The sequence below is a fragment of the Mycobacterium sp. SMC-2 genome, assembly GCF_025263485.1.
Classification (GTDB): Bacteria; Actinomycetota; Actinomycetes; order Mycobacteriales; family Mycobacteriaceae; genus Mycobacterium.
On the sequence record NZ_CP079863.1, the window covers coordinates 1,273,740 to 1,299,187 of the forward strand.

Genomic DNA, 25,448 nt, shown 5'->3' on the forward strand with positions numbered 1-25,448 from the left:
CATGCAGGTGAACATGACCGTCAACGGCGAGCAGGTGAGCGCCGAAGTCGAGCCCCGGATGCTGCTGGTGCATTTCCTGCGGGATCAGCTGCGGCTCACCGGAACCCACTGGGGTTGCGACACCAGCAACTGCGGAACGTGCGTCGTCGACGTCGACGGCGTGCCGGTGAAGTCTTGCACCATGCTCGCGGCGATGGCGTCCGGCCACAGCGTGCGCACCGTGGAGGGGCTGGCCGCCGATGGCAAGCTCGACCCGGTGCAGGAAGGGTTCATGCGCTGCCATGGCCTCCAATGTGGTTTCTGCACACCGGGAATGATGATCACCGCACGCGCCCTGCTGGACCGCGACCCCAACCCGGACGAACAGACGATCCGCGAGGCGATCTCCGGGCAGATCTGCCGGTGCACCGGATATACCACGATCGTGCGCTCCATCCAGTGGGCCGCTCAGCACAGTTCCGCGGAGGCCACGTCATGACCACCATCGAATCAAGGCCGCCCTCACCCGAAGACACCGCGGACAACGACCAAAAGCCCTGCGGCCACGGCCGGATGCTGCGCAAGGAGGATCCGCGCTTCATCCGCGGCCGCGGCACCTACGTCGACGACGTGGCGCTGCCGGGCATGTTGCACCTGGCGATCCTGCGCTCGCCGTACGCGCACGCCCGCATCGCCGGCATCGACACCACCGCGGCCCTTGCGCATCCGAAGGTCAAGGCCGTGGTGACGGGCGCGGACCTGGCCGAGAAGGGCCTGGCCTGGATGCCCACGCTGTCCAACGACGTCCAGGCCGTGCTGGCCACCGACAAGGTGCGCTTCCAGGGGCAGGAGGTGGCGTTCGTCGTTGCCGAGGATCGCTATTCGGCGCGCGACGCGCTCGAACTGATCGACGTCGACTACGACCCCCTGGATCCGGTGGTCGACGTCCGCAAAGCGCTCGACCCGTCCGCACCGGTGATCCGCACCGACCTCGACGGCAAGAAGGACAACCACATTTTCGACTGGGAGACCGGTGACGCCGCGGCCACCGAGGCGGTGTTCGCGAGCGCCGACGTGGTCGTCAAGCAGGAGATGGTCTACCCCCGCGTGCACCCCGCGCCGATGGAAACCTGCGGGGCCGTGGCCGATTTGGACCCGGTGACGGGCAAGCTGACGCTGTGGACCACCTCGCAGGCGCCGCACGCGCACCGCACCCTGTACGCGTTGGTCGCCGGCCTGCCCGAGCACAAGATCCGGGTGATCTCGCCGGACATCGGCGGCGGTTTCGGCAACAAGGTGCCGATCTATCCCGGATACGTGTGCGCGATCGTCGGCTCGCTGCTGCTGGGCAAGCCGGTCAAATGGATGGAGGACCGCAGCGAGAACCTGACCTCCACCAGCTTCGCGCGCGACTACATCATGGTCGGCGAGATCGCCGCGACCAAGGACGGCAAGATCCTGGCGCTGCGGTCCAACGTGCTGGCCGACCATGGCGCGTTCAACGGCCAGGCGGCGCCGACGAAGTACCCGGCCGGGTTCTTCGGGGTGTTCACCGGCAGCTATGACCTTCAGGCCGCCTACTGCCACATGACGGCGGTGTATACCAACAAGGCGCCCGGCGGGGTGGCCTACGCGTGCTCGTTCCGCATCACCGAGGCGGTGTACTTCGTCGAGCGGCTGGTGGACTGCCTGGCCTTCGAGCTCAAGATGGACCCGGCCGAGCTGCGGTTGCGAAACCTGTTGCGGCCCGAACAGTTTCCGTACACCACCAAGACCGGCTGGGTGTACGACTCGGGCGACTACGAGGCCACCATGCGCAAGGCCATGGAGATGATCGGCTACGACGCGCTGCGCGCCGAGCAGAAGGAGCGCCGGGCGCGCGGTGAGCTGATGGGCATCGGGATGGCCTTCTTCACCGAGGCCGTCGGTGCCGGCCCGCGCAAGGACATGGACATCCTCGGGCTCGGCATGGCCGACGGGTGCGAGCTGCGCGTGCATCCGACTGGCAAAGCCGTTGTGCGGCTGTCGGTTCAGACTCAGGGCCAGGGGCACGAGACGACGTTCGCCCAGATCGTCGCCGAGGAGCTGGGCATCCCGCCCGACGACATCGACGTGGTGCACGGCGACACCGATCAGACCCCGTTCGGGCTGGGCACCTACGGCAGCCGGTCCACCCCGGTGTCGGGTGCGGCCGCGGCGCTGGTGGCCCGCAAGGTGCGCGACAAGGCGAAGATCATCGCCTCGGGCATGCTCGAGGTGTCGGTCGCCGACCTGGAATGGGACAAGGGCAAGTTTCACGTCAAGGGCGACCCGTCGGCGTCGGTGACCATCGCCGACATCGCGATGCGCGCGCACGGGGCGGGCGATCTGCCCGAGGGCATCGAGGGCGGCCTGGACGCCGAGGTCTGCTACAACCCGTCGAATCTCACCTATCCCTACGGCGCGTATTTCTGTGTGGTGGACGTGGATCCGGGCACCGCGGTGGTCAAGGTGCGGCGCTTCCTGGCCGTCGACGACTGCGGCACCCGGATCAACCCGATGATCATCGAGGGGCAGGTGCACGGCGGCATCGTCGACGGCATCGGCATGGCGTTGATGGAGATGATCGCCTTCGACGACGACGGCAACTGCCTGGGCGGGTCGCTGATGGACTACCTGATTCCGACCGCCGTCGAGGTGCCGCACCTCGAGACCGGGCACACGGTGACGCCCTCGCCGCACCACCCGATCGGTGCGAAGGGCATCGGCGAATCGGCGACCGTGGGCTCACCGCCCGCCGTGGTGAACGCGGTGGTGGATGCGTTGGCGCCGTTCGGTGTTCGCCACGCCGACATGCCGCTGACGCCGTCGCGGGTGTGGGAGGCCATGCAGGGCAGAGCGAGGCCCCCGATTTGATCAGCATCAGCGAACGGGCTCAGCAGCTGCTGGCGGCGCGCACGCCGTTCGTGCGCGCGACGGTGGTGCGCGCCCAGCCGCCGACCTCTGCGTACCCGGGGGACGAGGCAATCCTGTTGGCGGATGGCACCATTGAGGGCTTCGTCGGCGGCCAGTGCGCCCAGAACTCGGTTCGCAAGGCCGCGCTGGGCGCGCTGCAAACGAACGAAAGCGTGCTGCTGCGCGTGCTGCCCGACGGCGACGTCCACTTTCCGGAGGCGCCCGGGGCCTGCGTCGTGGTCAACCCGTGTTTGTCCGGCGGGTCGGTGGAGATCTTCCTGACGCCGCAGCTGCCGCCGCCGATGATCCGGATCTACGGCGCGACGCCGATCGCCGACGCCCTAGCCGAAGTGTGCGGGGTGCTGGGGTACGCGGTGTGCCGCGACGGCGACCTCGCGGAAGCAACCGCAGTAGTGATCGCCAGCCACGGCGGGCCGGAAGCCGAAATCGTGCGCGCCGCACTGGACAACGGCGTCGGCTACATCGGCCTGGTGGCCAGCAGGGTCCGCGGCGCGTCGATCCTGGACCCGCTCGAACTCTCCGAAGCCGAGCGCGCCCGCATCCGCACCCCGGTCGGGCTGGACATCGGCGCCAAGACCCCGGCGGAGATCGCCGTGTCCATCGCCGCCGAACTGGTCGCCGGCATCCGGGGCGGGCTGGGCCGCGCCGTCACCCCCGCGGGCGCCCCCGCCGAGGCGGTCGACCCGGTCTGCGGCATGACCGTGCCGATCGGCCCCGCCGCCGAGCACCTGCGGCTGGCCGGCACCGACTACTGGTTCTGCGGCCCGGGATGCCGCGCGGCGTTCGCGGGGAAAGCCGGCGCATGACGCCGGCGGTCTTCAGCGGCGTCGACGACGTGATCGCGCGGTTCGACGCGCGGGACTACCTGCTCGACACCGGGACCGCATCGGCGATCTATCTCGCGGTCACGCTGGGCCGGCCGCTGCTGCTGGAAGGCGAGCCGGGCGTCGGCAAGACCACGGCGGCGAAAACCCTTGCGGACGTGTTGAATACACCGTTGGTCCGGCTGCAATGCTATGAGGGGCTGACCGCCGGCGAGGCGCTCTACGACTGGAACTACCAACGCCAGCTGCTGTCCATCCGGCTGGCCGAGGCCCGCGGCGCCGCCATCGACGAGGCCGACCTGTACACCGAGGCCTACCTGGTCGACCGGCCGATCCTGCGCTGCGTGCGGCACCGCGGCCCCAATCCGCCGGTGCTGCTGATCGACGAGATCGATCGAGCCGACGACGAATTCGAGGCGCTGCTGCTGGAATTCCTCGGCGAATCCGCCGTCACCGTCCCCGAGCTGGGCACCTTCGTCGCCGAGCGCCCGCCCATCGCGGTGCTCACCTCCAACCGCAGCCGTGACCTGCACGACGCGCTGCGCCGGCGCTGCCTGTATCACTGGATCGACTATCCGGAGGCGTCCCGGACTGCCGAGATCGTGCGGCGCACGGTGCCGGGCGCCACCGCACCGCTGATCGAGCATGCCACCCAATTCGTCGGCCGCGCACGCGATCTCGACCTGGACAAGCCGCCGGGCGTGGCCGAGACGATCGACTGGGTCGCCGCCCTGGTGTCGCTCGGCGTCGCCGACCTGGTCGACCCCGCCGCACTGGTAAGCCTGGGGGCGCTGGCCAAGACCCCCGACGACCGTACGCTGATTCGCGACGCGTACAAAGCTTTTACTGAATGCAGCCTTACCTGAGAGGACCCTTGGATGAAGATCGCCAACCAGTTCACCGTCAGCGCACCCATCGACCAGGCCTGGGACGTGCTGTGCGACCTGGAGCAGGTGATCCCGCTGATGCCGGGCGCGCAACTCACCGGCCACGAGCTCGAGGACTACTCGGGCAAGGTCAAGGTCAAGGTGGGGCCGGTCACCAGCGAGTTCAGCGGCAAGGTGCACTTCGTCGAGCAGGACCGCGGCCAGTACCGCGCGGTCATCGACGCCAAGGGCAAGGAGACGCGCGGCACCGGCAACGCGGCCGCGACGGTCACCGCCCAGCTGCAGGCGGACGGCGATAAGACCAGCGTCTCCGTCGACACCGACCTGAAGATCGTCGGCAAGCTGGCCCAGTTCGGCAGCGGCATGCTGCAGCAGGTGTCCGAAAAGCTGCTCGGACAGTTCGTGGAGTCGCTGGAAGCCAAGCTGGCCGCCGAATCGGTGGCGGCTCCGGCCACGCCGGAGGGACCCCCGCAGGTCGGGCGCGTCCCCGAGCCGCGCCACGCGGCCCCCACCGCCGAGCCCGAGCCCATCGACCTGCTCCAGCTCGCCGGCGGCGAGCAGCTCAAGAAATACGCCCCGCTGGCGCTGGCCCTGCTCGCCGGGCTGGTGCTGGGCTGGCTGCTGGGCCGGAGGCGTTAGCGCCCCGTGGGCAGCCCAGCGCTGTTGCGGGGCGTCGACCTGGCGGCGTTCGCGGCGGCACTGGTCGCCCGGCTGCGCGGCGCGGGAGTGTTGGTGTCGGCCAGCGGCCCGGCCAGCTTCGTGCAGGCACTGCGAAACCTGGTGCCGGACAACACAACCGCGCTGTATTGGGCGGCCAGGCTGACGTTGGTCAACCGGATGGAGGATCTCGGCGCCTTCGACGCGGTCTTCGCGGCGGTCTTCGGCGCCGCCGAACCCGACGGCGCCGGTCGCCCCGATTCGCCGCTGCCGGGTCCCCGAACGCCTGCGGCCACCACGGTGCGCGCCGCCGGCAGCGCATCCACCTCCGCCCCCAACCTGCCGTGGGTGACGCGAACGCTGACCGCCGCGGACGACACGGCGGGCCCTAGCCTGCTGCTGCCGGACGTGCTGCCCAGCCGGATCACCGCGCTGGCCGACGAGCCGTTCGACCGCTTCGACCCGCAAGACCTCCGCCTGCTCGGCGCTTGGCTGGAGGCCACCGTCGCGCGGTGGCCGCGGCGGCGCAGCCTGCGATTCGAGCCCAGCCCCGCCGGCAAGCGGATCGATTTGCGGGCCACCATGACCGCGTCGCGCAAGACCGGCTGGGAAACGATGGTCCTGGCGCGAACCCGGCCGCGCCGCCGGCCCCGGCGGGTCGTGCTGGCCTGCGACGTGAGCCGCTCGATGCAGCCCTACGCCGCGGTGTACCTGCATTTGATGCGGGCGTTGTCGCGCCAGGCAGGAACCCGCCCCGAGGTCTTCGCGTTCTCGACGTCGCTGACCCGGCTCACCTCGGTGCTGTCGCACCGATCCGCGGAGGTGGCGCTTCAGCGGGCCAACGCCAAGGTCGTCGACCGGTACGGGGGCACGTTCATCGGCCGCAGCGTGGGCGCTCTGCTAACCCCGCCCCATGGCAACGCGCTGCGCGGCGCGGTGGGGATCATCGCCTCGGACGGCTGGGACAGCGATCCCCCCGACGTCCTCGCGCACGCGATGGCCCGGCTGCGGCGCCGTGCGGAGGTGGTGGTCTGGCTCAATCCGCGTGCGGCGCATGGTGATTATCAGCCACTGGCCGGCTCGATGGCCGCGGCCCTGCCATATTGCGATCTATTTCTGCCCGCGCACTCGCTGACGGGGATACGCCAATTGCTGCTCTCCTTGGCGGAGACCCTATGAGGCAGGATCGTCAGGTATGGATCAGCTATGGGTCAACCGGGCGGCCAGCTCCGAAGCCGCTGTCACGCAACGCCACCTGAAACGGCTATGGGGGCTGCCCGGCACCCAGCTGGGCGTGGTGGCGTGGCCGTCGACGCGGCGGGACCGGATGTTCGGCACCTGGCACTACTGGTGGCAGGCGCACCTGCTCGATTGCCTCGTCGACGCGCAGCTGCGCGATCCGCAACCGCAGCGGCGCACCCGGATCAACCGGCAGGTCCGCTCGCACCGGTTGCGCAACAACTTTCGCTGGACCAACAACTACTACGACGACATGGCCTGGCTGGCGCTGGCGCTGGAACGCGCCGCCCGGATAGCCGGCGTCGAGCGCCATCGCGCGCTGCCCAAGCTGGCCGAGGAGTTCCTCGAGGCGTGGGTGCCCGAGGACGGCGGCGGCATCCCGTGGCGCAAGCAGGACCAGTTCTTCAACGCCCCGGCCAACGGCCCGGCCGGGATCTTCCTGGCCCGCTACTCCGACCGCATGCGGCGCGCCCAGCAGATGGCCGACTGGATCGACGAGACCCTGATCGACCCGGAGACGCACCTGGTGTTCGACGGCATCAAGGCCGGCTCCCTGGTCCGCGCCCAGTACACCTATTGCCAGGGCGTGGTGCTCGGCCTGGAAACCGAACTCGCCGCACGCACCCATGACGATCGGCACGGCCCGCGGGTGCATCGGCTCGTCGCCGCGGTCGCCGAACACATGGCGCCGTCGGGCGTGCTCGCCGGCGCCGGCGGCGGGGACGGCGGCCTGTTCGCCGGCATCACCGCGCGATACCTCGCGCTGGTCGCCACCACCCTGCCGGGTGAGGGGGCCGACGACGCCGCGGCCCGCGACACGGCCCGGCGGATCGTGCTGGCCAGCGCGAAGTCGGCGTGGGACTACCGGCAAACGGTGGACGGGCTGCCCCTGTTCGGCCCGTTCTGGGACCGCGACGCCGAGCTGCCCACCCGGGCGGGCGGGGACGCGCGGTTCGTCGACGGGGCGGTGAACGGTTCCGAGGTGGCCGAACGGGACCTGTCGGTGCAGCTGTCGGGGTGGATGCTGATGGAGGCCGCCTGTAACGTCACCGCCGAATCGTCGCACCAGGACAGGAGCGCTCAGTGAACAAAGTCCACCCCGACGCCGAGTCGGCACTGCAAGGGCTGCTGAAGGACGGCATCACCATCGCGGCGGGCGGTTTCGGTCTTTGCGGTATTCCGGAGAAGCTGATCCAGGCGCTGGTCGATAGCGGCATCAAGGACCTCACCATCGTCGGAAACAACGCCGGCGTCGATGATTTCGGCATGGGTCTGCTGCTCAAGGGCAGGCAGGTGAAGAAGGTGATCGCCTCCTACGTCGGGGAGAACAAGGAATTCGAGCGCCAGGTCTTGGCCGGCGAGCTGGACCTCGCGCTCACGCCCCAGGGCACGCTGGCAGAGAAGTTGCGCGCCGGCGGCGCCGGCATTCCCGGCTTCTATACGCGAACGGCCTACGGCACCACTCTCGCGGAGGGGAAGGACACCCGGGTCTTCGACGGCACCGAATACGTGCTGGAGGAAGGCATCCGGGCCGACGTGGCGATCGTCAAGGCGTGGAAGGGCGACAAGGCTGGCAACCTGGTCTACCGGAAGACCGCACGCAACTTCAACCCCATGATCGCCACCTGCGGCACCGTGACGGTAGCCGAGGTGGAAGAGCTGGTCGAGGTCGGCGACCTAGATCCCGACCTGGTCCATACCCCCGGCATTTACGTCGATCGCATCATTGAAGGCACCGGCTACGAGAAGCGCATCGAGTTCCGCACCACGAGCAGTGGTGCCGCGCTGAAGCACGACAGCCCCATTCGCGAGCGGATGGCCCGGCGCGCCGCCCAGGAATTGCGCGACGGCTATTACGTGAACCTCGGTATCGGGATTCCGACGTTGGTGGCCAACTTCATTCCCGACGACATCAGCGTCACGCTGCAATCAGAAAACGGCTTGCTCGGCATCGGGGCGTACCCGAGCGAAGACGCCGTCGACCCCGATCTGGTCAACGCGGGTAAGCAAACCATCACCAGTCTCCCCGGGTCCAGCTTTTTCAGCAGCGCCGATTCATTCGCGATGATCCGAGGTGGTCACATCGACCTTTCCATCTTGGGCGCTCTGGAGGTCGCGGAGAACGGTGATCTGGCCAACTGGATGGTGCCGGGCAAGATGGTCAAGGGGCCGGGTGGCGCGATGGATCTGGTGTCAGGTGTCAAGCGGGTGATCGTGATCATGGACCACACCGCCAAGGACGGCAGCCCCAAGATCCTCCGGCACTGCTCGCTCCCCCTCACCGGCAAGGGTGTGGTCGACATGATCATCACCAACTTGTGCGTCTTCGACGTCGAGCCGGGACGGGGGCTGACGCTCACCGAACTGCATCCCGGCGTGACGGTCGAGGAGGTCCGCGCCAACACCGGCTGCGACTTCAAAGTCGCGGTCTGAGTTCGCCCCTGCGCGGCCGGCTACTCGGGCGTCGTCAGTCGCTCGGGCTCCTTGTCGGCCACGGCCGCCGGGTGCCGCCGTCCCCGGGAGCTTCGCCAGACCGCGATTAGCGCCGGCATCAGGGAGACGACCAGGATCACCAGCAGGATTTTCTGCAGGTTGTGGTGCACGAACGGCACGTTGCCCAAGAAGTAGCCGGCCAGCGTCACACCGCCGCCCCACAGGATGCCGCCGACGATGTCGAAACCCAGGAACACCGGGTAGCGCATGTAGGACACCCCGGCGACCGGCGGGACGAACGTCCGCACGAACGGCGCGAACCGGGCCAGGATGATCGCCCAGGGCCCGTATTTCTCGAAGAACGCGTGCGACTCGGTCACGTAGTGCTTCTTGAAGAAGCGGGAGTCTTCCTTCTTGAACAGCGCCGGGCCGATCCGCCGGCCGATGAAATAGCCGGTCTGATCGCCAAGTATCGCCACCAGCGCGACGGCGGGCGCCATCACCCAGATGCTCGCCGGCGGGTTCGGGTGCGCGGCCAGCAGGCCGCCGGTGAACAACAGCGATTCGCCGGGCAGCAGCGGAAACATCAGCCCGGTCTCGATGAAGACGATGACCAGAATGCCGGGCAGCACCGCGGACCCGAAGACGCCGTCGGCGCCCAACCAGTACATCGGGTCGAAGATGTGGGGCAGGGCCGTCACGGCGGTGCTCATGATTGCTCAACATACCGGCTCGGGGGTGAGCGCTCGGCCATCCTGGACGATACTTGAGTGCACCCGGCCGCAGCAGAGGAGTTCTCATGCCCATCGCCACGCCCGAGGTGTACGCAGAGATGCTGGCCCGCGCCAAGGAGAACTCCTACGCATTCCCGGCCATCAACTGCACCTCCTCGGAGACCGTCAACGCCGCGATCAAGGGCTTCGCCGACGCCGGCAGCGACGGCATCATCCAGTTCTCCACCGGCGGTGCGGAATTCGCCTCCGGCCTGGGGGTGAAGGACATGGTGACCGGCGCGGTGGCGCTGGCCGAGTTCACCCGGGTGGTCGCGGACAGGTACCCGATCAACGTCGCGCTGCACACCGACCACTGCCCCAAGGACAAGCTGGACAGCTACGTGCGGCCGCTACTGCAGATCTCCGCCCGGCGGGTGGCGGCCGGTGCGGACCCGCTGTTCGGATCGCACATGTGGGACGGCTCTGCCGTGCCGATCGACGAGAACCTGGCGATCGCGCAGGAACTGCTCAAGGAGGCCGCGGCCGCCAAGATCATCCTGGAGATCGAGATCGGCGTCGTGGGCGGCGAAGAGGACGGTGTCGCCCACGAGATCAACGACAAGCTCTACACCACCCCGGAGGACTTCGAGAAGACCCTCGACGCGCTGGGCCACGGCGAGCACGGCAAGTACCTGCTGGCCGCGACGTTCGGCAACGTGCACGGCGTCTACAAGCCCGGCAACGTCAAGCTGCGCCCCGACATCCTGGCCCAGGGGCAGCGGGTGGCCGCGACCAAGCTGGGGCTGCCCGACAGCGCCAAGCCGTTCGACTTCGTCTTCCACGGCGGGTCGGGCTCGCTGAAGTCCGAGATCGAGGAGTCCCTGCGCTACGGCGTGGTGAAGATGAACGTCGACACCGACACCCAGTACGCGTTCACCCGCCCCATCGCCGGCCACATGTTCAGCAACTACGACGGCGTGCTGAAGGTCGACGGCGAGGTGGGAGTCAAGAAGGTGTACGACCCGCGCAGCTACCTGAAGAAGGGCGAGGCCTCGATGAGCGAGCGTGTGGTGGAGGCCTGCGAGGACCTGCACTGCGCCGGAAAGTCCGTGGGCTCAAGCTAGCCGCTGATTTCGCCGCCAACGCCCGGCTCGCCGGGCACTTGGCACCGACCGTTCGGCTGGCCGGGCACTCGGCACAAGGCACAACCGCCCCGAGCTAGCCGCTGGGGGACTGGCAGATCTTCCACTGGTCGTCGCGGTACTGCAGGTCCAGGCTGCGGGTGGAACGGACCTGCGGGTCGTACGCCATGAACGTGGTGACGTTGGCCTCGGCGTGCTGGCCGTTGACCACCACCTGATCGATGCTGGCGATCACCGGATACTGCCGGGCCGCCGAGACCCGGCGGTACGTCTCGTCCCACGCGTGCTCGTCGTAGTCCGCGTACCCGTCGCGGGTGGTGCCGCAGGTGATGGTGCGCAGCGTGGTCAGGTCGCCCTTTTGAATCGCGGTATCGAAGCTTTGGATGGTCGTGCGGACCATGTCTTCCTGCGACACCTTCGTGTGTTTGCCGCGGGTGAGCAGCACCGTGCCCAGGATGGCGATCGCGGCCAGCGCGAGCACGATCACCACCAGCGCCAGCACCCAGCCCCAGTTGATTTGCCGGGACGTGCGCAGCTTTCCGCCGAGGCGGGGTGGAATCGATTGCGGCACAGCAGCTTTTTGCGGCGTACCGAGCTGCGCTGTCATTCCTTCACCAGGTGTCGAGAAGGCCTCGGTGGCGGGCTCCGGGGTGGTGGCGATCACCGTGGTCTCTTTCGCGTCGAAACCGGGCGCGGTGAAGCGGCGCTCGCGCTGCTGGCCGTCGGCGCCCTCCGCGGGATCCCCGCGATCGCCGCCGGAATCGGGCCTGATCACGACGGTTTCGGTCTCGGAGTCGCTTCCTACCAGCGGGACGCTCTCGGTCGCGTCCTCGCCTGATTGCGCGGACCATTCGTGCCCAGGCGGATCCGGCGTGCCGCCGCGGTCGGGCTCGGGTGGCTGGGGCATGAGTACGGCTGTCCTCCGCTATCGGGTGGGGATAGTTGGAGCTTAGCGACCCGCCCCCCTCGATGGGGTGATGGTCGAGGTCCGGCGGCCCGCCGAAACGGGGCGGCTGGGAGGATGGGAGCCATGACGCCGCCGCGAGACCTTCTGGGACCCGATCCGACGATGCTGCCGGGCGATCCCGACGCCGAGGCGGAACTGCTCGCCGGCGAGAAGCCCGCCATCGTCGCCGCCGCGCACCCGTCGGCGTCGGTGGCCTGGGCGGCGCTGGCCGAGCAGGCGCTGGCCGACGAGCAGGCCATCACGGCGTATGCGTATGCCCGCACCGGCTATCACCGCGGCCTGGACCAGCTGCGCCGAAACGGGTGGAAGGGCTTCGGCCCGGTGCCGTATTCGCACGAGCCCAACCGCGGATTCCTGCGCTGCGTTGCGGCCCTGGCGCGGGCCGCCGACACGATCGGCGAACCCGACGAGTACCTGCGCTGCCTGGACCTGCTCGACGATTGCGATCCCGCGGCGCGGCCGGCGCTGGGGCTCTAGAAGTTCTCCGAACAGCCCGCGTCGCCGGGCCCGTCGATCTGGACGGTGGCGTGTTGCAGCCCGCGCTCCGCCAGCACGGAACGGGCGTCCTGCAGCACCCGGGCGGAGTCGCCGGTGCTGCGCAAGTGCGCGGTGCACATGTCCTTGCCCGGTGACAGCGTCCAGACATGCAGGTCGTGCACCTCGGTCACGCCGTCGACCGCGGATAGCGCGGAGCGCAGCTCGTCCACGTCGATGTGGGTCGGCGACGATTCGGAGAGGATGCGCAGCGCGTCGCGGGCCAGCGAGATGGCCCGGGGCAGGACCCACAGCGCGACCAGCACGGCCACCACCACGTCGGCATACGGCCAGTGCGTCGTGACGGTGACGATGCCGGCGATCAGCACGCCCAGGCTGCCGACGCTGTCGGCGGCCACCTCCATGTAGGCGCCCTTGACGGCCAGGCTCTCCCCCGAGTGGGACCGCAGCAGCAGCGCGACCACGAGGTTGGCGAGCAGGCCGGCCAGCGCGACCACGATCATCGGCACGCCGGGGATCGACGGCGTTTCCCGCAGCCGCTGGATCGCCTCCCAGAGGATGAACAGCGCGACCCCCATCAGCAGCCCCGCGTTGGCGACCGCCGTGAAGACCTCGGCCCGGTGCCAGCCGTAGGTCCGCGACGGTGACGAGCTACCCCGGCGCGCCAGGGTGAGGGCGGCCAGGCCCATGAAGACGGCGACGACGTCGGTCAGCATGTGGCCCGCGTCGGCCAGCAGTGCGATCGAGTTGATCAGGAGCGAGGTGGTCAACTCCACGACGAAGAATGCCGCCAGAATCGCGGCGGCGATCATCATGCGGGGGATCAGCCGCGACCCATCGGTCTCGGCGGGACTGTGATTGTGGCCGGCGCCCATGGCGTGCAATCTATGCGGATTCACGCATATATGGCAAGGGTCAGAACCAGCGGCTCCAGAAGCGGGTCAGGATGTTGCCCGCCGACACCAGCCAGGCCGGCACCCCGGAGAATTCGAACAGCCAGAGCACCATCTGAAAGAACCAGTGGCCGGCCGGCAGGAGCAGGAACAGCAGGATGAAAAGGCCCCACTGCTTGGCGGGCGCCACCGCGCGCTGCGTCTCGGGACTCAGGTGCGGTTCCAGGGCGTCGTAGCCGTCCAGGCCCGGAATGGGCAGTACGTTCAGCACGAGCGCGGTCAGCTGCAGGAACCCCAGGAAGGCCACGCCCGCCCACAGCACCGCGTGGGCCGGGTCGTAGAGCGCCCGCGTCAGGACCAGCAGCAGCACCGCCAACACCAGGTTCGCCGCCGGGCCCGCCAGGCTGACCAGGGTGCGCCGGGTCGGCGTCATGAACCAGGTCCGCACGTAGACGGCGGCGCCCGGCAGGCCGATCCCGCCCAGCGCGATGACCACCATCGGCAGCAGGAGCGACAGCGCGGGATGGCTGTAGCGCCGCGGATCCAACGTCAGGTAACCGCGCACGGCGGCGTCGTGGTCACCGAAGCGCCAGGCCGTCACCGCGTGGCCGAACTCGTGCAGGCACAGCGACACCAGCCAGCCGGCGATGACGAAGGTGAACACCCCGACGTACGCCAGCGGTCGCACGCTCGTGCCGGCCAGCCAGGCCAGCACGCCGCCGAGCGCCGTCAAGCCCACCAGGGCCAGGAAGATGGGGCTGGGGCGCACCGTTTCGCGCCGGGCGGGCAGGCTCACCGGTCGAAACTATCGGACCGCCAGCCAGCCTTCGACGTTGCGGTAGAACGTCGAACGGCGCGCCGGGCGCGGCCCGGGCACCCCGTCGCGCACCACGGTGACCCCGGTGCTGCCCAGCTGGACCGCGCGCCCGGCGACCCAGCGTCGCCAACCCGTCGGCACGCGGGCGCGCAGGCCCGGCACGGCCAGCGTCGGCTCGATGTCGACGCCCGGGGCGTCGCCGTCGAACAACGTGGTGTCGTCGACGACCGCCTCGCCGCGGAGGAGCGGCTCATCCGGCGGCACCCAGCGCGCCCGCCCGACGACCACCGATCCGGTCTCGTCGCGGACCAGCGTCACGCGCCGCGCCGCCCCTCGGCGGGCGCGCCGCGCCGCGCGGCGGCCGGACGGTAGCCGATAGATCCGCGTCGCGCGGGTGCGCCGGCGCGGCACGTAGGCCACCTCGATGTCGAGTAGGCCGGCGCGCAGCAACCGGGTCAGCACGGCGGCCAGGTCGGCGTCGGCGCCGACGACCACCAGCCGTCCGTACGGCCCGATCGCGGCGTCGAGGTCGTGGACCGGCAGGCCGGCCAGCGGCCGCGGCACCCGGCGGTCACCGAACGGCAACACCGCTACTTGACTCACCAGTTATCCACTTCAGTAGCACCAATGCCTTTGTCGCCCAACATCTCTCATCTGGTCGACGACCAGATCACTTGGGCGCTGGATGATCTCGTCATAACGACGCGGTCACAACATGGTTTCGGACTGCGAAAGTTGTTGCGCCACCGCCTGGTAACAACCGGATACTTTACACCTGCCACCGGGTAAGCCAACGAGTGGCTAAGAGAACGGAGAACCGCCATTCGCCGACTCACCACGCGCGTCCATTGCTGACGAAGCAGCTTAGCCGTATTGGCGCCGTAGCGCTTTCGTCTGCCCTGCTGTGCGTCGCGCCCGCAACGGCCTCGGCCGACGAATCGATCGTCATCGACTTGGTGCGGCATGGCCAGTCGGAAGGCAACGCGGCGCACGTGATCGACACTTCGGTGCCCGGAACGGTACTGACCACGCTCGGCCAGCAACAGGCGCAGAACATCGCCAACGCGCTCGCCGCGCAGGGCCCGGTCGCTGGGATCTTCGCGTCGCAGCTGATCAGGACGCAGCAGACCGCGGCGCCGTTGGCGGCCATGTTGGGGATGAATGTTCAGGCTTTGCCCGGGCTCAACGAGATCGACGCCGGCGCTTTCAATGGCTTACCGCAGTTCAGCCTTTGGGGGCTGGTATACCTGCTGGGCCCCGTGGCGTGGTTGCTCGGGTTGCGTATCGTGCCGATGCTGGCTCCGGGCTCCACCGACGTCAACGGGTTCGAATTCCACAAACGCTTCGACGGCGCGCTGCAAACGATGTACGGCAACGCGGCGACCAACGCGAGTCGCTTCAACGACTCCCTGCAACTGATGTACGGCAACGCCATGGCCAACCCGGTCCGGTCGGCGGGCGGCAAGATCACCGAAGTGGCGTTCTCCAGCGAGTTCACGATCGGCGTCGGGACGATGATGAGCGTCAGGAACCCCAATCCGCTGCTCCTGCTCTTCGACCCGCTGCCCAACGCCGGCATCGTCGTCATCCAGGGCAATCCGCACGATGGCTGGACGCTGGTCAGTTGGAACGGGAAACCAGTGTGGCAGGGTTGGGCGGCCAAGCGGCCCGTCCGTGACCGCCAGCCCTTGTGCCTGATGTTGGACGCGCCGACCGCCGGCGGTGTATGCGCGGCCAAACCGGCCCCGACGGCGTAGGGATGAGCCGGCGCCGACACGAGTCGGGATCAAACGGCCCTTGGCACAAGTCCGTCGCTGTCCGACGTTTAGGATCGCCACGTGAGCGCGGCAAGCAAAGATGCGTCCAGCTACGCGCGCGGTCCTTCAGTGGTCAACCGAGGCGCTAGTGCGGGTCGGCAGCTCGAGTCACCGGGTGATGCCGCAAACCGTTGCAGCGCTGCAAGATACGGCGCTTTGCAAGTAGAACCACAGTAAGCAGGCGGGAGCAAGTCATGCCGGCAATCGTCCTCATCGGCGCCCAGTGGGGCGACGAGGGCAAAGGTAAGGCGACTGACCTGCTCGGCGGTCGCGTGCAGTGGGTGGTGCGCTATCAGGGCGGCAACAACGCCGGGCACACCGTCGTCCTGCCCAGCGGCGAGAACTTCGCGCTGCACCTCATCCCCTCCGGCGTGCTGACCCCCGGCGTCACCAACGTCATCGGCAACGGCGTGGTGGTCGACCCGGGCGTGCTGCTCGACGAGCTGAAAGGCCTCGAAGACCGCGGCGTGGACACCACCAAGCTCTTGATCTCCGCCGACGCGCACCTGCTGTTGCCCTACCACGTCGCCATCGACAAGGTCACCGAGCGCTACATGGGTAACAAGAAGATCGGCACCACCGGCCGCGGGATCGGGCCGTGCTACCAGGACAAGATCGCCCGCCAGGGGATCCGGGTCGCCGACGTGCTCGATCCCGAACAGCTGACCCACAAGGTCGAGGCCGCGCTGGAACTGAAGAACCAGATCCTGGTCAAGATCTACAACCGCAAGGCGCTGGACCCGCACCAGGTCGTCGACGCTCTCCTGGAACAGGCGGAGGGGTTCCGGCACCGCATCCGCGACACCCGGCATCTGCTCAACGCCGCGCTCGAGACCGGCGAGACGGTGCTGCTGGAGGGCTCGCAGGGCACCCTGCTCGACGTCGACCACGGCACGTATCCCTATGTGACGTCGTCGAATCCGACCGCCGGCGGCGCGGCCGTCGGGTCCGGCATCGGCCCCACCCGCATCACCACCGTGCTCGGGATCCTCAAGGCCTACACCACCCGGGTGGGCTCGGGGCCGTTCCCCACCGAGCTGTTCGACGAGAACGGCGAATACCTGTCGAAGACGGGCGGCGAGTTCGGCGTGACGACCGGCCGGCGGCGCCGCTGTGGCTGGTTCGACGCCGTGATCGCCCGCTACGCCACGCGGGTCAATGGCATCACCGACTATTTCCTGACCAAGCTCGATGTGCTCTCCGGCCTGGAGACGGTCCCGATCTGCGTCGGTTATCGCGTCGACGGCGAGCGCAGCAACGACATGCCGATGACGCAAAGCGACCTCGCCCGGGCCGAACCGATCTACGAGGAACTGCCGGGCTGGTGGGAGGACATCTCCGGTGCGCGCGAATTCGACGACCTGCCCGCCAAGGCGCGCGACTACGTGTTGCGGCTGGAAGAGCTTGCCGGGGCGCATGTTTCGTGCATCGGCGTCGGCCCGGGGCGGGAACAGACGATCGTGCGGCGCGACGTCCTGGCGGCCCGCCCGTGACGGAGCCGGACCCGAAGGAACTCGACCCCGAATACGAACACCACGGCGGCTTTCCCGAATACGGCCCCGCCAGCCCGGGCCCGGGGTTCGGCCGCTTCGTCGCGGCCATGCGCCGGTTGCAGGACCTCGCCGTGTCCGCCGATCCCGGTGACGACGTCTGGGACGACGCCGCCGACCGCGCCACGGCGCTGGCCGACCTGCTGGGCCCGTTCCAGGCCGACGAGGGCGAGGCGCCGGCCGGGCGGACGCCCGACCTGCCCGGCATGGGCAGCCTGCTGCTGCCACCCTGGACGTTGACGCGCTACGCGCCGGACGGCGTCGAGATGACCGGCTACTTCACCCGGTTTCACGTCGGTGGAAACCACGCCGTGCACGGGGGCGTGCTGCCGCTGGTGTTCGACCACGTGTTCGGCATGGTCTCGCACGCCGCGGGGCGGCCGATCAGCCGGACCGCCTTCCTGCACGTGGACTACCGCAAGGTCACACCGATCGATGCGCCGCTGGGGGTGCGCGGCCGGGTCACGAGCACCGAAGGCCGCAAGGCGTTCGTGGCCGCCGAACTCGTCGACGGTGACGACACGGTGCTGGCCGAGGCCAACGGGCTGATGGTGCGGCTGCTTCCCGGTCAGCCGTGAGGCCCGCGCAGCGGACCTATCCTTGAGCGGTGACCGACGGCGCCGAGGGACCAGACGACAAGACGAGCGTGCTCGCCGTCCCGCCGCCGGCGGAGGTGGCCGATGTCCGGCCGCGGGTGGCGCTGCTGGGTTCCGGTGAGCTCGCCCGGGAACTGGCGATCGCCCTGGGCCGCCTCGGCGCGCGGGTGATCGCGGTCGACGAGCGCGCGGACGCGCCCGCGCACGGGGTGGCCGAGCAGTCGCTGGTGGTCTCGATCGCCGACGCCGACGAGCTGACGAAGGCGATCCGCGGGCTGCGGCCGGACTTCGTGGTGACCACCACCGACGCCGTCGCGACCCAGGCCCTCGAGAGACTCGAGAGCGCCCAGCTGGTGCCCAGCGCGCGAGCCGTCCGGCTCACCGCCGACCGGGAGGGCCTGCGCCGGCTGGCCGCCGACGAATTGGGGCTGCCCACCGCGCCGTTCTGGTTCGTCGGCTCGATCGGCGAGCTCGAGGCGGTGGGCGCCCACGCCGGCTACCCGCTGCTGGTCAAGCCGGTGCTGGCGGCCGGGGGGCGGGGGCGGTCGGTCGCATCGGGGCCCGGCGACATCGGGGCGGCCTGGCAGCGCGCGACGGGAGGCCACGGCGGGCAGCACCGGGTGCTGGCCGAGACCGTCGTGGAGGTCGAGTTCTACGTCACCCTGCTGGTGGTCCGCGGCGACGGTCCCCAGGGGCCGCGGATCGACTTCTGCTCGCCCATCGGCCACCACGAGGGCACCCCCGACGTGCTGGAGTCCTGGCAGCCGCAGCAGCTGAGCCCGGCGGCGCTGGACGCCGCCAAATCGATCGCCGCCCGGATCGTCAAGGCACTCGGCGGGCGGGGCGTCTTCGGCGTCGAGCTGATGATCAACGGCGACGAGGTGTACTTCGCCGACGTCACGCCCCACCCCGCCGACAGTGCCTGGGCGACGGTGCGCAGCCAGCGGCTGTCGGCGTTCGAGCTGCAGGCCCGCACCATCCTGGGCCTGTCGGTGGACACGATGATGATCTCGCCGGGCGCGGCCCACCGCGTTCAGCGCGCCGACCCCACCGCGCTGGCCGCGGCGCTGGAGGTGCCGGAAAGCGACGTTCGCGTCGTCGGGCGCGGGTTCCAGGCGCTGGCGACGGCGCCGGAGGTAACGGCGGCGCGCGACCGCGCCCGCGAGGTCGCCAACCGGCTGACCCAACGAGCGCCGGCACAGGTGAGTGATCCGCCGGTGTCGTGACCTCGTTACCATCCGAGGTTATGAGCACAGAGCGAGCAGGCTCCTACGCCGGAGACATCACGCCCCAGCAGGCATGGAAGCTGCTCAGCGACAACCCTGATGCCGTGCTGGTCGACGTGCGCACCGACGACGAATGGCGGTTCGTCGGGGTGCCCGACCTGTCCAGCCTGGGCCGCGACGTGGTGTTCATCGAATGGAACACGTCCGACGGCAGGTACAACGCCAACTTCGCCGACGAACTGCGGGCGCGGGTGCCCGAAACCGAAGCCGAACGTCCGGTGGTCTTCTTGTGTCGCTCGGGCAACCGCTCCATCGGCGCCGCCGAGGTCGCCACCCGCGTCGGCATCACCCCGGCCTACAACGTACTGGACGGGTTCGAGGGCCAGCTGGGCCCCGACGGTCGTCGCGGTGAATCGGGCTGGCGCGCTATCGGATTGCCCTGGAAGCAGCTATGACCTCCCCGCCCGGGGATTCTGTCCGCACGCCCAAGGCGTTGCCCGACGGCGTCAGCCAGGCCACCATCGGCGTGCGCGGCGGGATCCTGCGGTCCGGCTTCGACGAGACCGCCGAGGCGATGTTTTTGACGTCCGGCTACGTCTACGAGACGGCGGCCGTCGCGGAGAAGTCGTTCACCGGCGAGCTGGACCACTTCGTGTACTCGCGATACGGCAACCCGACGGTGACGATGTTCGAGGAGCGGTTGCGCCTGATCGAGGGCGCGCCCGCGGCGTTCGGCACCGCGAGCGGCATGGCGGCGGTGTTCACCTCGCTGGGCGCGCTGCTGGCCGCCGGCGACCGGCTGGTCGCATCGCGCAGCCTGTTCGGGTCGTGTTTCGTGGTCTGCAACGAGATCCTGCCGCGCTGGGGCGTCGAGACCGTCTTCGTCGACGGCGACGACCTGGCGCAGTGGGAGGAGGCGCTGTCCGTCCCCACCGCGGCGGTGTTCTTCGAGACGCCGTCCAACCCGATGCAGTCGCTGGTGGACATCGCCGCGGTGGTCGAGCTCGCGCACACCGCCGGGGCGAAAGTGGTGTTGGACAACGTCTTTGCCACGCCGCTGCTGCAGCAGGGCATTCCGCTTGGCGTTGACGTGGTGGTGTACTCGGGCACCAAGCACATCGACGGCCAGGGCCGGGTGCTGGGCGGCGCCATTCTGGGCGACAAGGAGTACATCGACGGTCCGGTGCAGAAGCTGATGCGGCACACCGGCCCGGCGCTGAGCGCGTTCAACGCCTGGGTATTGCTGAAAGGCCTTGAGACGCTGGCGATCCGGGTCGAACACAGCAATTCCTCGGCGCATCGGATCGCGGAATTCTTGGAGACCCATCCGGCGGTGAGTTGGGTTCGCTACCCGTACCTGCCCTCCCACCCGCAATACGATCTGGCCAAGCGCCAGATGTCCGGCGGCGGGACGGTGATCACCTTCGCACTCGACTGTTCGGAAGACAAAGCCAAGCAACGGGCGTTCGAGGTGTTGGACAAGCTGCGGCTGATCGACATCTCCAACAATCTGGGCGACGCCAAATCCCTTGTCACGCATCCGGCAACCACCACCCACCGCGCGATGGGCCCGGAGGGCCGCGCCGCGATCGGGCTGGGCGACAACGTCGTTCGCATCTCCGTCGGGCTGGAGGGCACCGACGACCTGATCGCCGATATCGACCGGGCGCTTAGCTAACCGGCCTGCTTCTCGGCCGCCTCGATGCGTTCGGCCGCGGCCAGCGTCCCCTCCTGCGCTTGCCGCTCCACCCAATCCACCACCGGCCGGGCGTACATCATCTGGCTGGTGATGGCCATCTGGCCGCGGGTGCGGCCCAGGAATGAGATCCCCCAGGCGAACATGGCGGCGATGCGGTTGCGGTGGCCGATCAGGTAGTACAGGTGCAGCAGCAGCCACGCCAGCCAGGCGATGAAGCCGCCGAACTCCAGCTTGCCGATCTTGGCGACGGCGCTGTACCGCGAGATCAGCGCCATGCTGCCCTTGTCGAAGTACTTGAACGGCTTGCGGTTGGCCGGATCGTCGTGGCCCTTGACCGCGCGCTTGATCAGGGTGGTGACGTAGTGCGCCCCCTGGATCGCGCCCTGGGCCATCCCCGGCACGCCGGGCACGGACATCAGGTCGCCGACGACGAACACGTACGGATGCCCCTTGACGGTGAGGTCGGGTTCGACGATCACCCGCCCGGCGCGGTCGGTCTCGGTTCCATCGGATTGCTCGGCGACCACCTTGCCCAGCTCGCTGGCCTGCACGCCCGCGGCCCACACCTTGCACGCGCATTCGATGCGGCGCTCGCTACCGTCGGGGTCTTTGACGGTGATGCCCATGTAGTCCACCGACGTCACCATGGCGTTCAACTGCACCTCGACGTCCATCTTCTGCAGCCGGCGTTGCGCCTTGAGGCCCAGGTTCTCACCCATCGGCGGCAGCACCGCGGGCGCGGCGTCGAGCAGGATGACCCGGCATTCGCTGGGCGTGATCGTCCGGAACGCCCCGGCCAGGGTGCGTTCGGCGAGCTGAACGATCTCGCCGGCCAGCTCGACCCCGGTCGGGCCGGCGCCGACCACCACGAACGTCAGGCGGCGTTGCCGCTCGGCGGGGTCGGTGGCGACTTCGGCGGCCTCGAACGCGCCGAGGATGCGCGCCCGCAGCTCGAGGGCATCGTCGATGCTTTTCATGCCGGGCGCGAAGGCGGCGTACTCGTCGTGGCCGAAATAGGACTGCTGCGCGCCCGCGGCCACGATGAGGCTGTCGAAGGGCGTCACCGTCTGCATGCCCATCAGGTGCGACGTCACGGTCTTCGCCGTCAGGTCGATCTCGCTGACCTCGCCCCACAGCACCCGGACGTTCTTCTGCCGGCGCAGGATCAGCCGAGTGGTCGGGGCGATGTCGCCTTCGGACAGGATGCCGGTGGCCACCTGATACAGCAGGGGCTGGAACAGGTGGGTCGTGGTCCTCGAGATCAGGGTGACGTCGACGTCGGCTCGTTTGAGTGCCTTGGCCGCGTTGAGACCGCCGAATCCGCTTCCGATGATGACGACGCGATGACGCGACATACTTGTCCCCTCTGGTCCGGCCCGGTGTGTCTGCGGCGCACCTCCACCGTACGACTGCGCCGGGTGCCGCACATTACTCTAAAAGGCATGCTGGGAGCCGCGGGTGCGCGCGCGTGCGCCGTTGTCACAGTGGTAATGGCCGGTTTCGGCGCCATGCCGGCGGCCCCGGCGCGGCCTTCGGATCCGGGCGTGGTGAATCGTGCGGTTCTCGACCAGGGGTCGGTGGGCAACATCGTCGGCGCGACCATCGGCTGGTCGGCCACGTCGACGGCGCCGGTGCAGGATTATTGGATCGACGTCCCGGTGTGCAACAACTACGCCGATGTCGGGCTGCCGGAGGTGTACACCGATCCCGCCCTGGAGGCGTTCAACAGCGCGGTCATGCAGGAGTCGCCCACCGATGAGACCCACTACGTCAAGCAGGCGGTCGGTGTGTTCGCCACCGATGATGCGGCGAACGGGGCCTTCCACCGGATCCTGGACCGTACCGGCGGGTGCTCGGGGCAGACCGGAACGATGCATATCGACAACGCGACGACGCAGGTCTGGTCGTTCACCAAGGGTGCGATCACGGGCACCGACGCCGCGTGGAGCAAGCAGCAGCCGGGCACCGATCGTCGCTGCTTCTTCCAAACCCGGTTGCGGGAAAACGTTCTGCTGCAGGCCAAGGTGTGTCAGTCGGGCGACGGCGGTCCCGCGGTGAACGCGGTGGCGACGGCGATGCAGAACACGCTCGGCCAATAGCTGCTCGCCCCAATTGGGCGTTAATCCCGCCGCTAGAACGGCCACCCGTTGGAGATGTATTTGAATTTGCCGTTGAGCGTGGTGCAGAAGTCGTCGGCGGTGCCGGCGAGCAGGATGTAGTAGGTCTCGCCGCGGCGGCTCTCGTAGGTGTTGGGGGTGCTCCAACCGCTGTTGCAGAGCGAACTCTGGGTGCCGGCCGTGGCCCGGCGCCAGTTCGTCTTGGCGCAGCTCACCAGGCCCTCGACGTTGGGCGTCGCGCTCTTGGCGGCGACCACCATCGCGCCGCCCCATTGCCCGTCGCTGCGCCGATAGGCGCGCGCCCCGAATCCCGCGTTGTTGGTCTGGCATGCCAGCGCCCGGCGCATCAGCGAAAAGGGCGCGGCCAGCTGCGAATTGGCGCTCCCGGCGGCGGCCGTGATGAATTGCGCCGCGTCCGAGCCGTCCACCTCCTGCACGTTGGGGGCACCGAAGCTGAACAGCAGTTGCGCGATGCCGGCGTTGCCGCCGCCGCCGATGATCGGGCCGGCGCCGCTCGACGTCATCGGCGGCAGCGCGGGGGTGGGGTCCGCGTCCGCCGGCGGGATACCGGCGACGGCGGCCAGCGCCAGCGCCGCGAGCATGCCGCGGGGCGCGGTGAGTCTCATGCCTCTCATTCCAGCACGTGCGCGTAGTCGGCGCGACGGTCGTCGCGAACCAACGCGTCGAGCACGTGGCGGGTCTGCAGGGCGATGTACTCGTCGATGCTGTACGTCGGCCCGAAGTGCCAGTGCTTGAGCGCCCAACCGTGCGCGAGCAGCATGATGTCGAACACGGTGAGGTCGACGTCGACGTCGCGGAACACTCCCCGGGCGATGCCGGCTTGGATGACGGCCCGCAGCGGTGCGGCGGTGGCGATTTCGAGTTCCTTGATCCGCGCCCGATCGGCTGGCGCCAGGGTTCGGCTTTCCCGATAGGTCAGCACCACCCCGTCGAGGTTCTCGTCCACGATCTGGATGTGGCGGCGGATGCCGGCGGCCAACTGGTCCACCACGTCGTCGCCGGCGGCCTTTATCACCGGCGCCAGCTGATCGCGGAACACGTCGAGTATCCGCACGATCGTGGCGAGCAGCAGGTCCTCCTTGCCGCCGAAGTAGGTGTAGATGAGGCCGACGCTGACCTTCGCCTCGGCGGCCAGGTCCTGCATCGACATCTGGTGGAAGCCGTGCCTGCCCATGACCTTGACCGCGGCGTCGAGCACCTGGCGGCGCCGGGAGCTGGCCCGGGCCGCGCGGACGGCCTCCCGGACGGGCAGCTCGCCGTAGTCGACGGTCATCAGATGCCCAGGTCCTTGGCGACGATCGTCTTCATGATCTCGTTGGTCCCGCCGTAGATGGTCTGGATGCGGGCGTCGACGAACGCGCGCGCCACGGCATATTCGCGCATGTAGCCGTAGCCGCCGTGCAGTTGCAGGCAGCGGTCGGCCGTCCGCACCTGCAGGTCGGTGGTCCACCATTTCAGCCGCGCGGCCCGCGCGGCCGTCAGCTCGCCGGTGAGGTGCTGGGCCAGGCAGTCGTCGAGATAGGTTCGGGCGACGTCGATTTCGGTCGCCACCTCGGCGAGCACGAATTGGCTGTGCTGGAAGTTGCCGATCGGCGTTCCGAACGCCGTGCGGCCGCGCACGTACTCCAGCGTCTCGGCCAGGATGGCTTCGGCGGCGGCCACCGCCCCCACCCCCAGCGCGAGCCGCTCCTGCGGCAGGTTCTGCATCAGCTGGTAGAAGCCGCTGCCCTCTTCTCCGAGCAGATTGGCTACCGGGACCCGCATGTCGGTAAAGGCGAGCTCGCTGGTGTCCTGCGCGTGCAGGCCGATCTTCTCCAGGTTGCGGCCGCGGGAGAAGCCCGGGGTGTCCGCGTCGACCACCAGAAGCGAAAGCCCTTTGTGCCGGTCGGGTGACGTTCGCACCGCGACGACGAACAGGTCGCCGCATTGGCCGTTGGAGATGAACGTCTTGGCGCCGTTGACGACGTAGTGGTCGCCGTCCCGGACCGCCGCGGTGCGGATTCCGGCCAGGTCGCTGCCGGTGGCAGGTTCGGTCATGGCGATGCCGAGCACCGTCTCGCCGGTCACCACGCCGGGCAGCCAGCGTTGTTGTTGGTCGGGAGTGGTCAGGTCGGTGAGATAGGGCAGCACCACGTCGTTTTGCAGCGTGAACGCGATGGTCTCGGCCGCCGCCCCGGCTCGTTGCAGTTCGTCGATGACGATCGCGTTGTAGCGGAAGTCGTTGACCCCGGGGCCGCCGAGGTGTTCGGGGACCGAAAAGCCCAGCAGCCCAAGTTTTCCCGCTTCGATGAACAGCGAGCGGTCCCACTGGCCCCGCGTTTCGGCCCGCTCGTGCGCCGGGGCTACCACCCGCTGCACGAAATCGCGCACCAGTTGCCGGAATTGGTGATGCTCGGGCGTGTACTCCAGCCGCGCGGCCAT

25 protein-coding genes and 1 pseudogene are annotated in these 25,448 nt (G+C 69.0%); 17 read left to right on the plus strand and 9 right to left on the minus strand.

The features are described 5' to 3' along the window. The first annotated feature begins 1 nt into the window (after position 1). From KXD96_RS05960 to KXD96_RS28615, 8 genes and pseudogenes are all read left to right on the plus strand, one after another. The gene (locus tag KXD96_RS05960) at positions 2 to 478 is read left to right on the plus strand and encodes a (2Fe-2S)-binding protein (RefSeq protein ID WP_260743556.1); all 477 of its coding nucleotides are present in this window, start codon (positions 2 to 4) and stop codon (positions 476 to 478) included. Beyond that, positions 475 to 2,874 (plus strand): aerobic carbon-monoxide dehydrogenase large subunit, encoded by a 2,400-nt coding sequence (locus KXD96_RS05965; protein WP_260743558.1) that lies wholly within the window; start codon positions 475 to 477, stop codon positions 2,872 to 2,874. The genes KXD96_RS05960 and KXD96_RS05965 overlap by 4 nt, the downstream gene beginning before the upstream one ends. Beyond that, positions 2,874 to 3,616 (plus strand): annotated as a pseudogene (locus KXD96_RS05970) (XdhC family protein); the annotation flags it as partial. The gene KXD96_RS05965 and the pseudogene KXD96_RS05970, both read left to right, overlap by 1 nt. Positions 3,617 to 3,736: 120 nt before the next feature. After that, positions 3,737 to 4,624, plus strand: coding sequence for a MoxR family ATPase (locus KXD96_RS05975; RefSeq protein WP_260743560.1), 888 nt, complete (start codon positions 3,737 to 3,739; stop codon positions 4,622 to 4,624). A gap of 12 nt (positions 4,625 to 4,636) precedes the next feature. Further along, on the plus strand, positions 4,637 to 5,284 hold the full coding sequence (locus KXD96_RS05980; RefSeq protein WP_260743561.1) for an SRPBCC family protein: 648 nt from the start codon (positions 4,637 to 4,639) through the stop codon (positions 5,282 to 5,284). A gap of 6 nt (positions 5,285 to 5,290) precedes the next feature. Continuing rightward, entirely contained in the window at positions 5,291 to 6,481 is a 1,191-nt protein-coding gene (locus tag KXD96_RS05985; protein WP_260743563.1) for a VWA domain-containing protein, read from the plus strand. A 16-nt stretch (positions 6,482 to 6,497) separates the two neighbouring features. Further along, positions 6,498 to 7,628 (plus strand): glycoside hydrolase family 76 protein, encoded by a 1,131-nt coding sequence (locus KXD96_RS05990; RefSeq protein ID WP_260743565.1) that lies wholly within the window; start codon positions 6,498 to 6,500, stop codon positions 7,626 to 7,628. Beyond that, entirely contained in the window at positions 7,625 to 8,974 is a 1,350-nt protein-coding gene (locus tag KXD96_RS28615) for a 3-oxoacid CoA-transferase (RefSeq protein WP_313901623.1), read from the plus strand. Before KXD96_RS05990 ends, KXD96_RS28615 begins: the two co-directional genes overlap by 4 nt. 20 nt (positions 8,975 to 8,994) lie before the next feature. On the opposite strand, the gene KXD96_RS06005 is transcribed toward KXD96_RS28615, so the two are convergent. Beyond that, positions 8,995 to 9,687, minus strand: coding sequence for a DedA family protein (locus tag KXD96_RS06005; protein ID WP_260743566.1), 693 nt, complete (start codon positions 9,685 to 9,687; stop codon positions 8,995 to 8,997). An 86-nt stretch (positions 9,688 to 9,773) separates the two neighbouring features. Between KXD96_RS06005 and fbaA the strand changes: the two genes are divergently transcribed. Beyond that, the gene (gene fbaA, locus KXD96_RS06010) at positions 9,774 to 10,811 is read left to right on the plus strand and encodes a class II fructose-bisphosphate aldolase (protein ID WP_260743568.1); all 1,038 of its coding nucleotides are present in this window, start codon (positions 9,774 to 9,776) and stop codon (positions 10,809 to 10,811) included. 94 nt (positions 10,812 to 10,905) lie between these two features. Here the strand turns inward: fbaA and KXD96_RS06015 are convergent, their stop codons facing one another. Further along, positions 10,906 to 11,736 (minus strand): hypothetical protein, encoded by an 831-nt coding sequence (locus KXD96_RS06015; RefSeq protein WP_260743570.1) that lies wholly within the window; start codon positions 11,734 to 11,736, stop codon positions 10,906 to 10,908. Between the two features lie 123 nt (positions 11,737 to 11,859). Between KXD96_RS06015 and KXD96_RS06020 the strand changes: the two genes are divergently transcribed. Next, positions 11,860 to 12,273, plus strand: coding sequence for a DUF3151 domain-containing protein (locus tag KXD96_RS06020; RefSeq protein ID WP_260743573.1), 414 nt, complete (start codon positions 11,860 to 11,862; stop codon positions 12,271 to 12,273). Here the strand turns inward: KXD96_RS06020 and KXD96_RS06025 are convergent. Genes KXD96_RS06025 through KXD96_RS06035 form a run of 3 tightly spaced genes read right to left on the minus strand, consistent with a single transcriptional unit; the run spans position 12,270 to position 14,604 of the window. Further along, positions 12,270 to 13,166, minus strand: coding sequence for a cation diffusion facilitator family transporter (locus KXD96_RS06025; protein ID WP_260745241.1), 897 nt, complete (start codon positions 13,164 to 13,166; stop codon positions 12,270 to 12,272). The two genes, KXD96_RS06020 and KXD96_RS06025, sit on opposite strands and share 4 nt — an antisense overlap. Positions 13,167 to 13,206: 40 nt before the next feature. Next, the gene (locus tag KXD96_RS06030; protein WP_260743574.1) at positions 13,207 to 13,980 is read right to left on the minus strand and encodes a site-2 protease family protein; all 774 of its coding nucleotides are present in this window, start codon (positions 13,978 to 13,980) and stop codon (positions 13,207 to 13,209) included. Positions 13,981 to 13,989: 9 nt separating this feature from the next. Next, complete coding sequence (locus KXD96_RS06035) at positions 13,990 to 14,604, minus strand: peptidase M50 (protein WP_260743576.1); 615 nt, start codon at positions 14,602 to 14,604, stop codon at positions 13,990 to 13,992. A gap of 245 nt (positions 14,605 to 14,849) precedes the next feature. Here KXD96_RS06035 and KXD96_RS06040 point away from each other — a divergent pair, with 245 nt between their 5' ends. From KXD96_RS06040 to KXD96_RS06065, 6 genes are all read left to right on the plus strand, one after another. Further along, the gene (locus KXD96_RS06040) at positions 14,850 to 15,758 is read left to right on the plus strand and encodes a histidine phosphatase family protein (RefSeq protein ID WP_260743577.1); all 909 of its coding nucleotides are present in this window, start codon (positions 14,850 to 14,852) and stop codon (positions 15,756 to 15,758) included. Between the two features lie 254 nt (positions 15,759 to 16,012). Further along, positions 16,013 to 17,311, plus strand: coding sequence for an adenylosuccinate synthase (locus KXD96_RS06045; RefSeq protein WP_260743579.1), 1,299 nt, complete (start codon positions 16,013 to 16,015; stop codon positions 17,309 to 17,311). Next, entirely contained in the window at positions 17,308 to 17,946 is a 639-nt protein-coding gene (locus KXD96_RS06050; RefSeq protein WP_260743580.1) for a PaaI family thioesterase, read from the plus strand. The genes KXD96_RS06045 and KXD96_RS06050 overlap by 4 nt, the downstream gene beginning before the upstream one ends. Before the next feature lie 29 nt (positions 17,947 to 17,975). Beyond that, positions 17,976 to 19,190 (plus strand): formate-dependent phosphoribosylglycinamide formyltransferase, encoded by a 1,215-nt coding sequence (gene purT / locus KXD96_RS06055; protein WP_396878072.1) that lies wholly within the window; start codon positions 17,976 to 17,978, stop codon positions 19,188 to 19,190. A gap of 20 nt (positions 19,191 to 19,210) precedes the next feature. After that, a complete protein-coding gene (locus tag KXD96_RS06060; protein ID WP_260743581.1) occupies positions 19,211 to 19,645 on the plus strand; it encodes a rhodanese-like domain-containing protein in 435 nt (144 codons plus the stop codon). Beyond that, positions 19,642 to 20,868 (plus strand): O-succinylhomoserine sulfhydrylase, encoded by a 1,227-nt coding sequence (locus KXD96_RS06065; RefSeq protein ID WP_260743583.1) that lies wholly within the window; start codon positions 19,642 to 19,644, stop codon positions 20,866 to 20,868. Before KXD96_RS06060 ends, KXD96_RS06065 begins: the two co-directional genes overlap by 4 nt. Here the strand turns inward: KXD96_RS06065 and KXD96_RS06070 are convergent. Continuing rightward, the gene (locus KXD96_RS06070; protein ID WP_260743584.1) at positions 20,865 to 22,244 is read right to left on the minus strand and encodes an NAD(P)/FAD-dependent oxidoreductase; all 1,380 of its coding nucleotides are present in this window, start codon (positions 22,242 to 22,244) and stop codon (positions 20,865 to 20,867) included. The genes KXD96_RS06065 and KXD96_RS06070 overlap by 4 nt on opposite strands. Before the next feature lie 87 nt (positions 22,245 to 22,331). Between KXD96_RS06070 and KXD96_RS06075 the strand changes: the two genes are divergently transcribed. Then, entirely contained in the window at positions 22,332 to 22,988 is a 657-nt protein-coding gene (locus KXD96_RS06075; protein WP_260743585.1) for a sensor domain-containing protein, read from the plus strand. Positions 22,989 to 23,020: 32 nt separating this feature from the next. On the opposite strand, the gene KXD96_RS06080 is transcribed toward KXD96_RS06075, so the two are convergent. The 3 genes from KXD96_RS06080 to KXD96_RS06090 are packed head-to-tail and all read right to left on the minus strand — an operon-like array spanning position 23,021 to position 25,448. Then, positions 23,021 to 23,632, minus strand: a complete 612-nt coding sequence (locus tag KXD96_RS06080; RefSeq protein WP_260743586.1) for a hypothetical protein — start codon at positions 23,630 to 23,632, stop codon at positions 23,021 to 23,023. Positions 23,633 to 23,637: 5 nt separating this feature from the next. Next, positions 23,638 to 24,300 (minus strand): TetR/AcrR family transcriptional regulator, encoded by a 663-nt coding sequence (locus KXD96_RS06085; protein ID WP_260743588.1) that lies wholly within the window; start codon positions 24,298 to 24,300, stop codon positions 23,638 to 23,640. Further along, complete coding sequence (locus KXD96_RS06090) at positions 24,300 to 25,448, minus strand: acyl-CoA dehydrogenase family protein (protein WP_260743590.1); 1,149 nt, start codon at positions 25,446 to 25,448, stop codon at positions 24,300 to 24,302. Before KXD96_RS06090 ends, KXD96_RS06085 begins: the two co-directional genes overlap by 1 nt.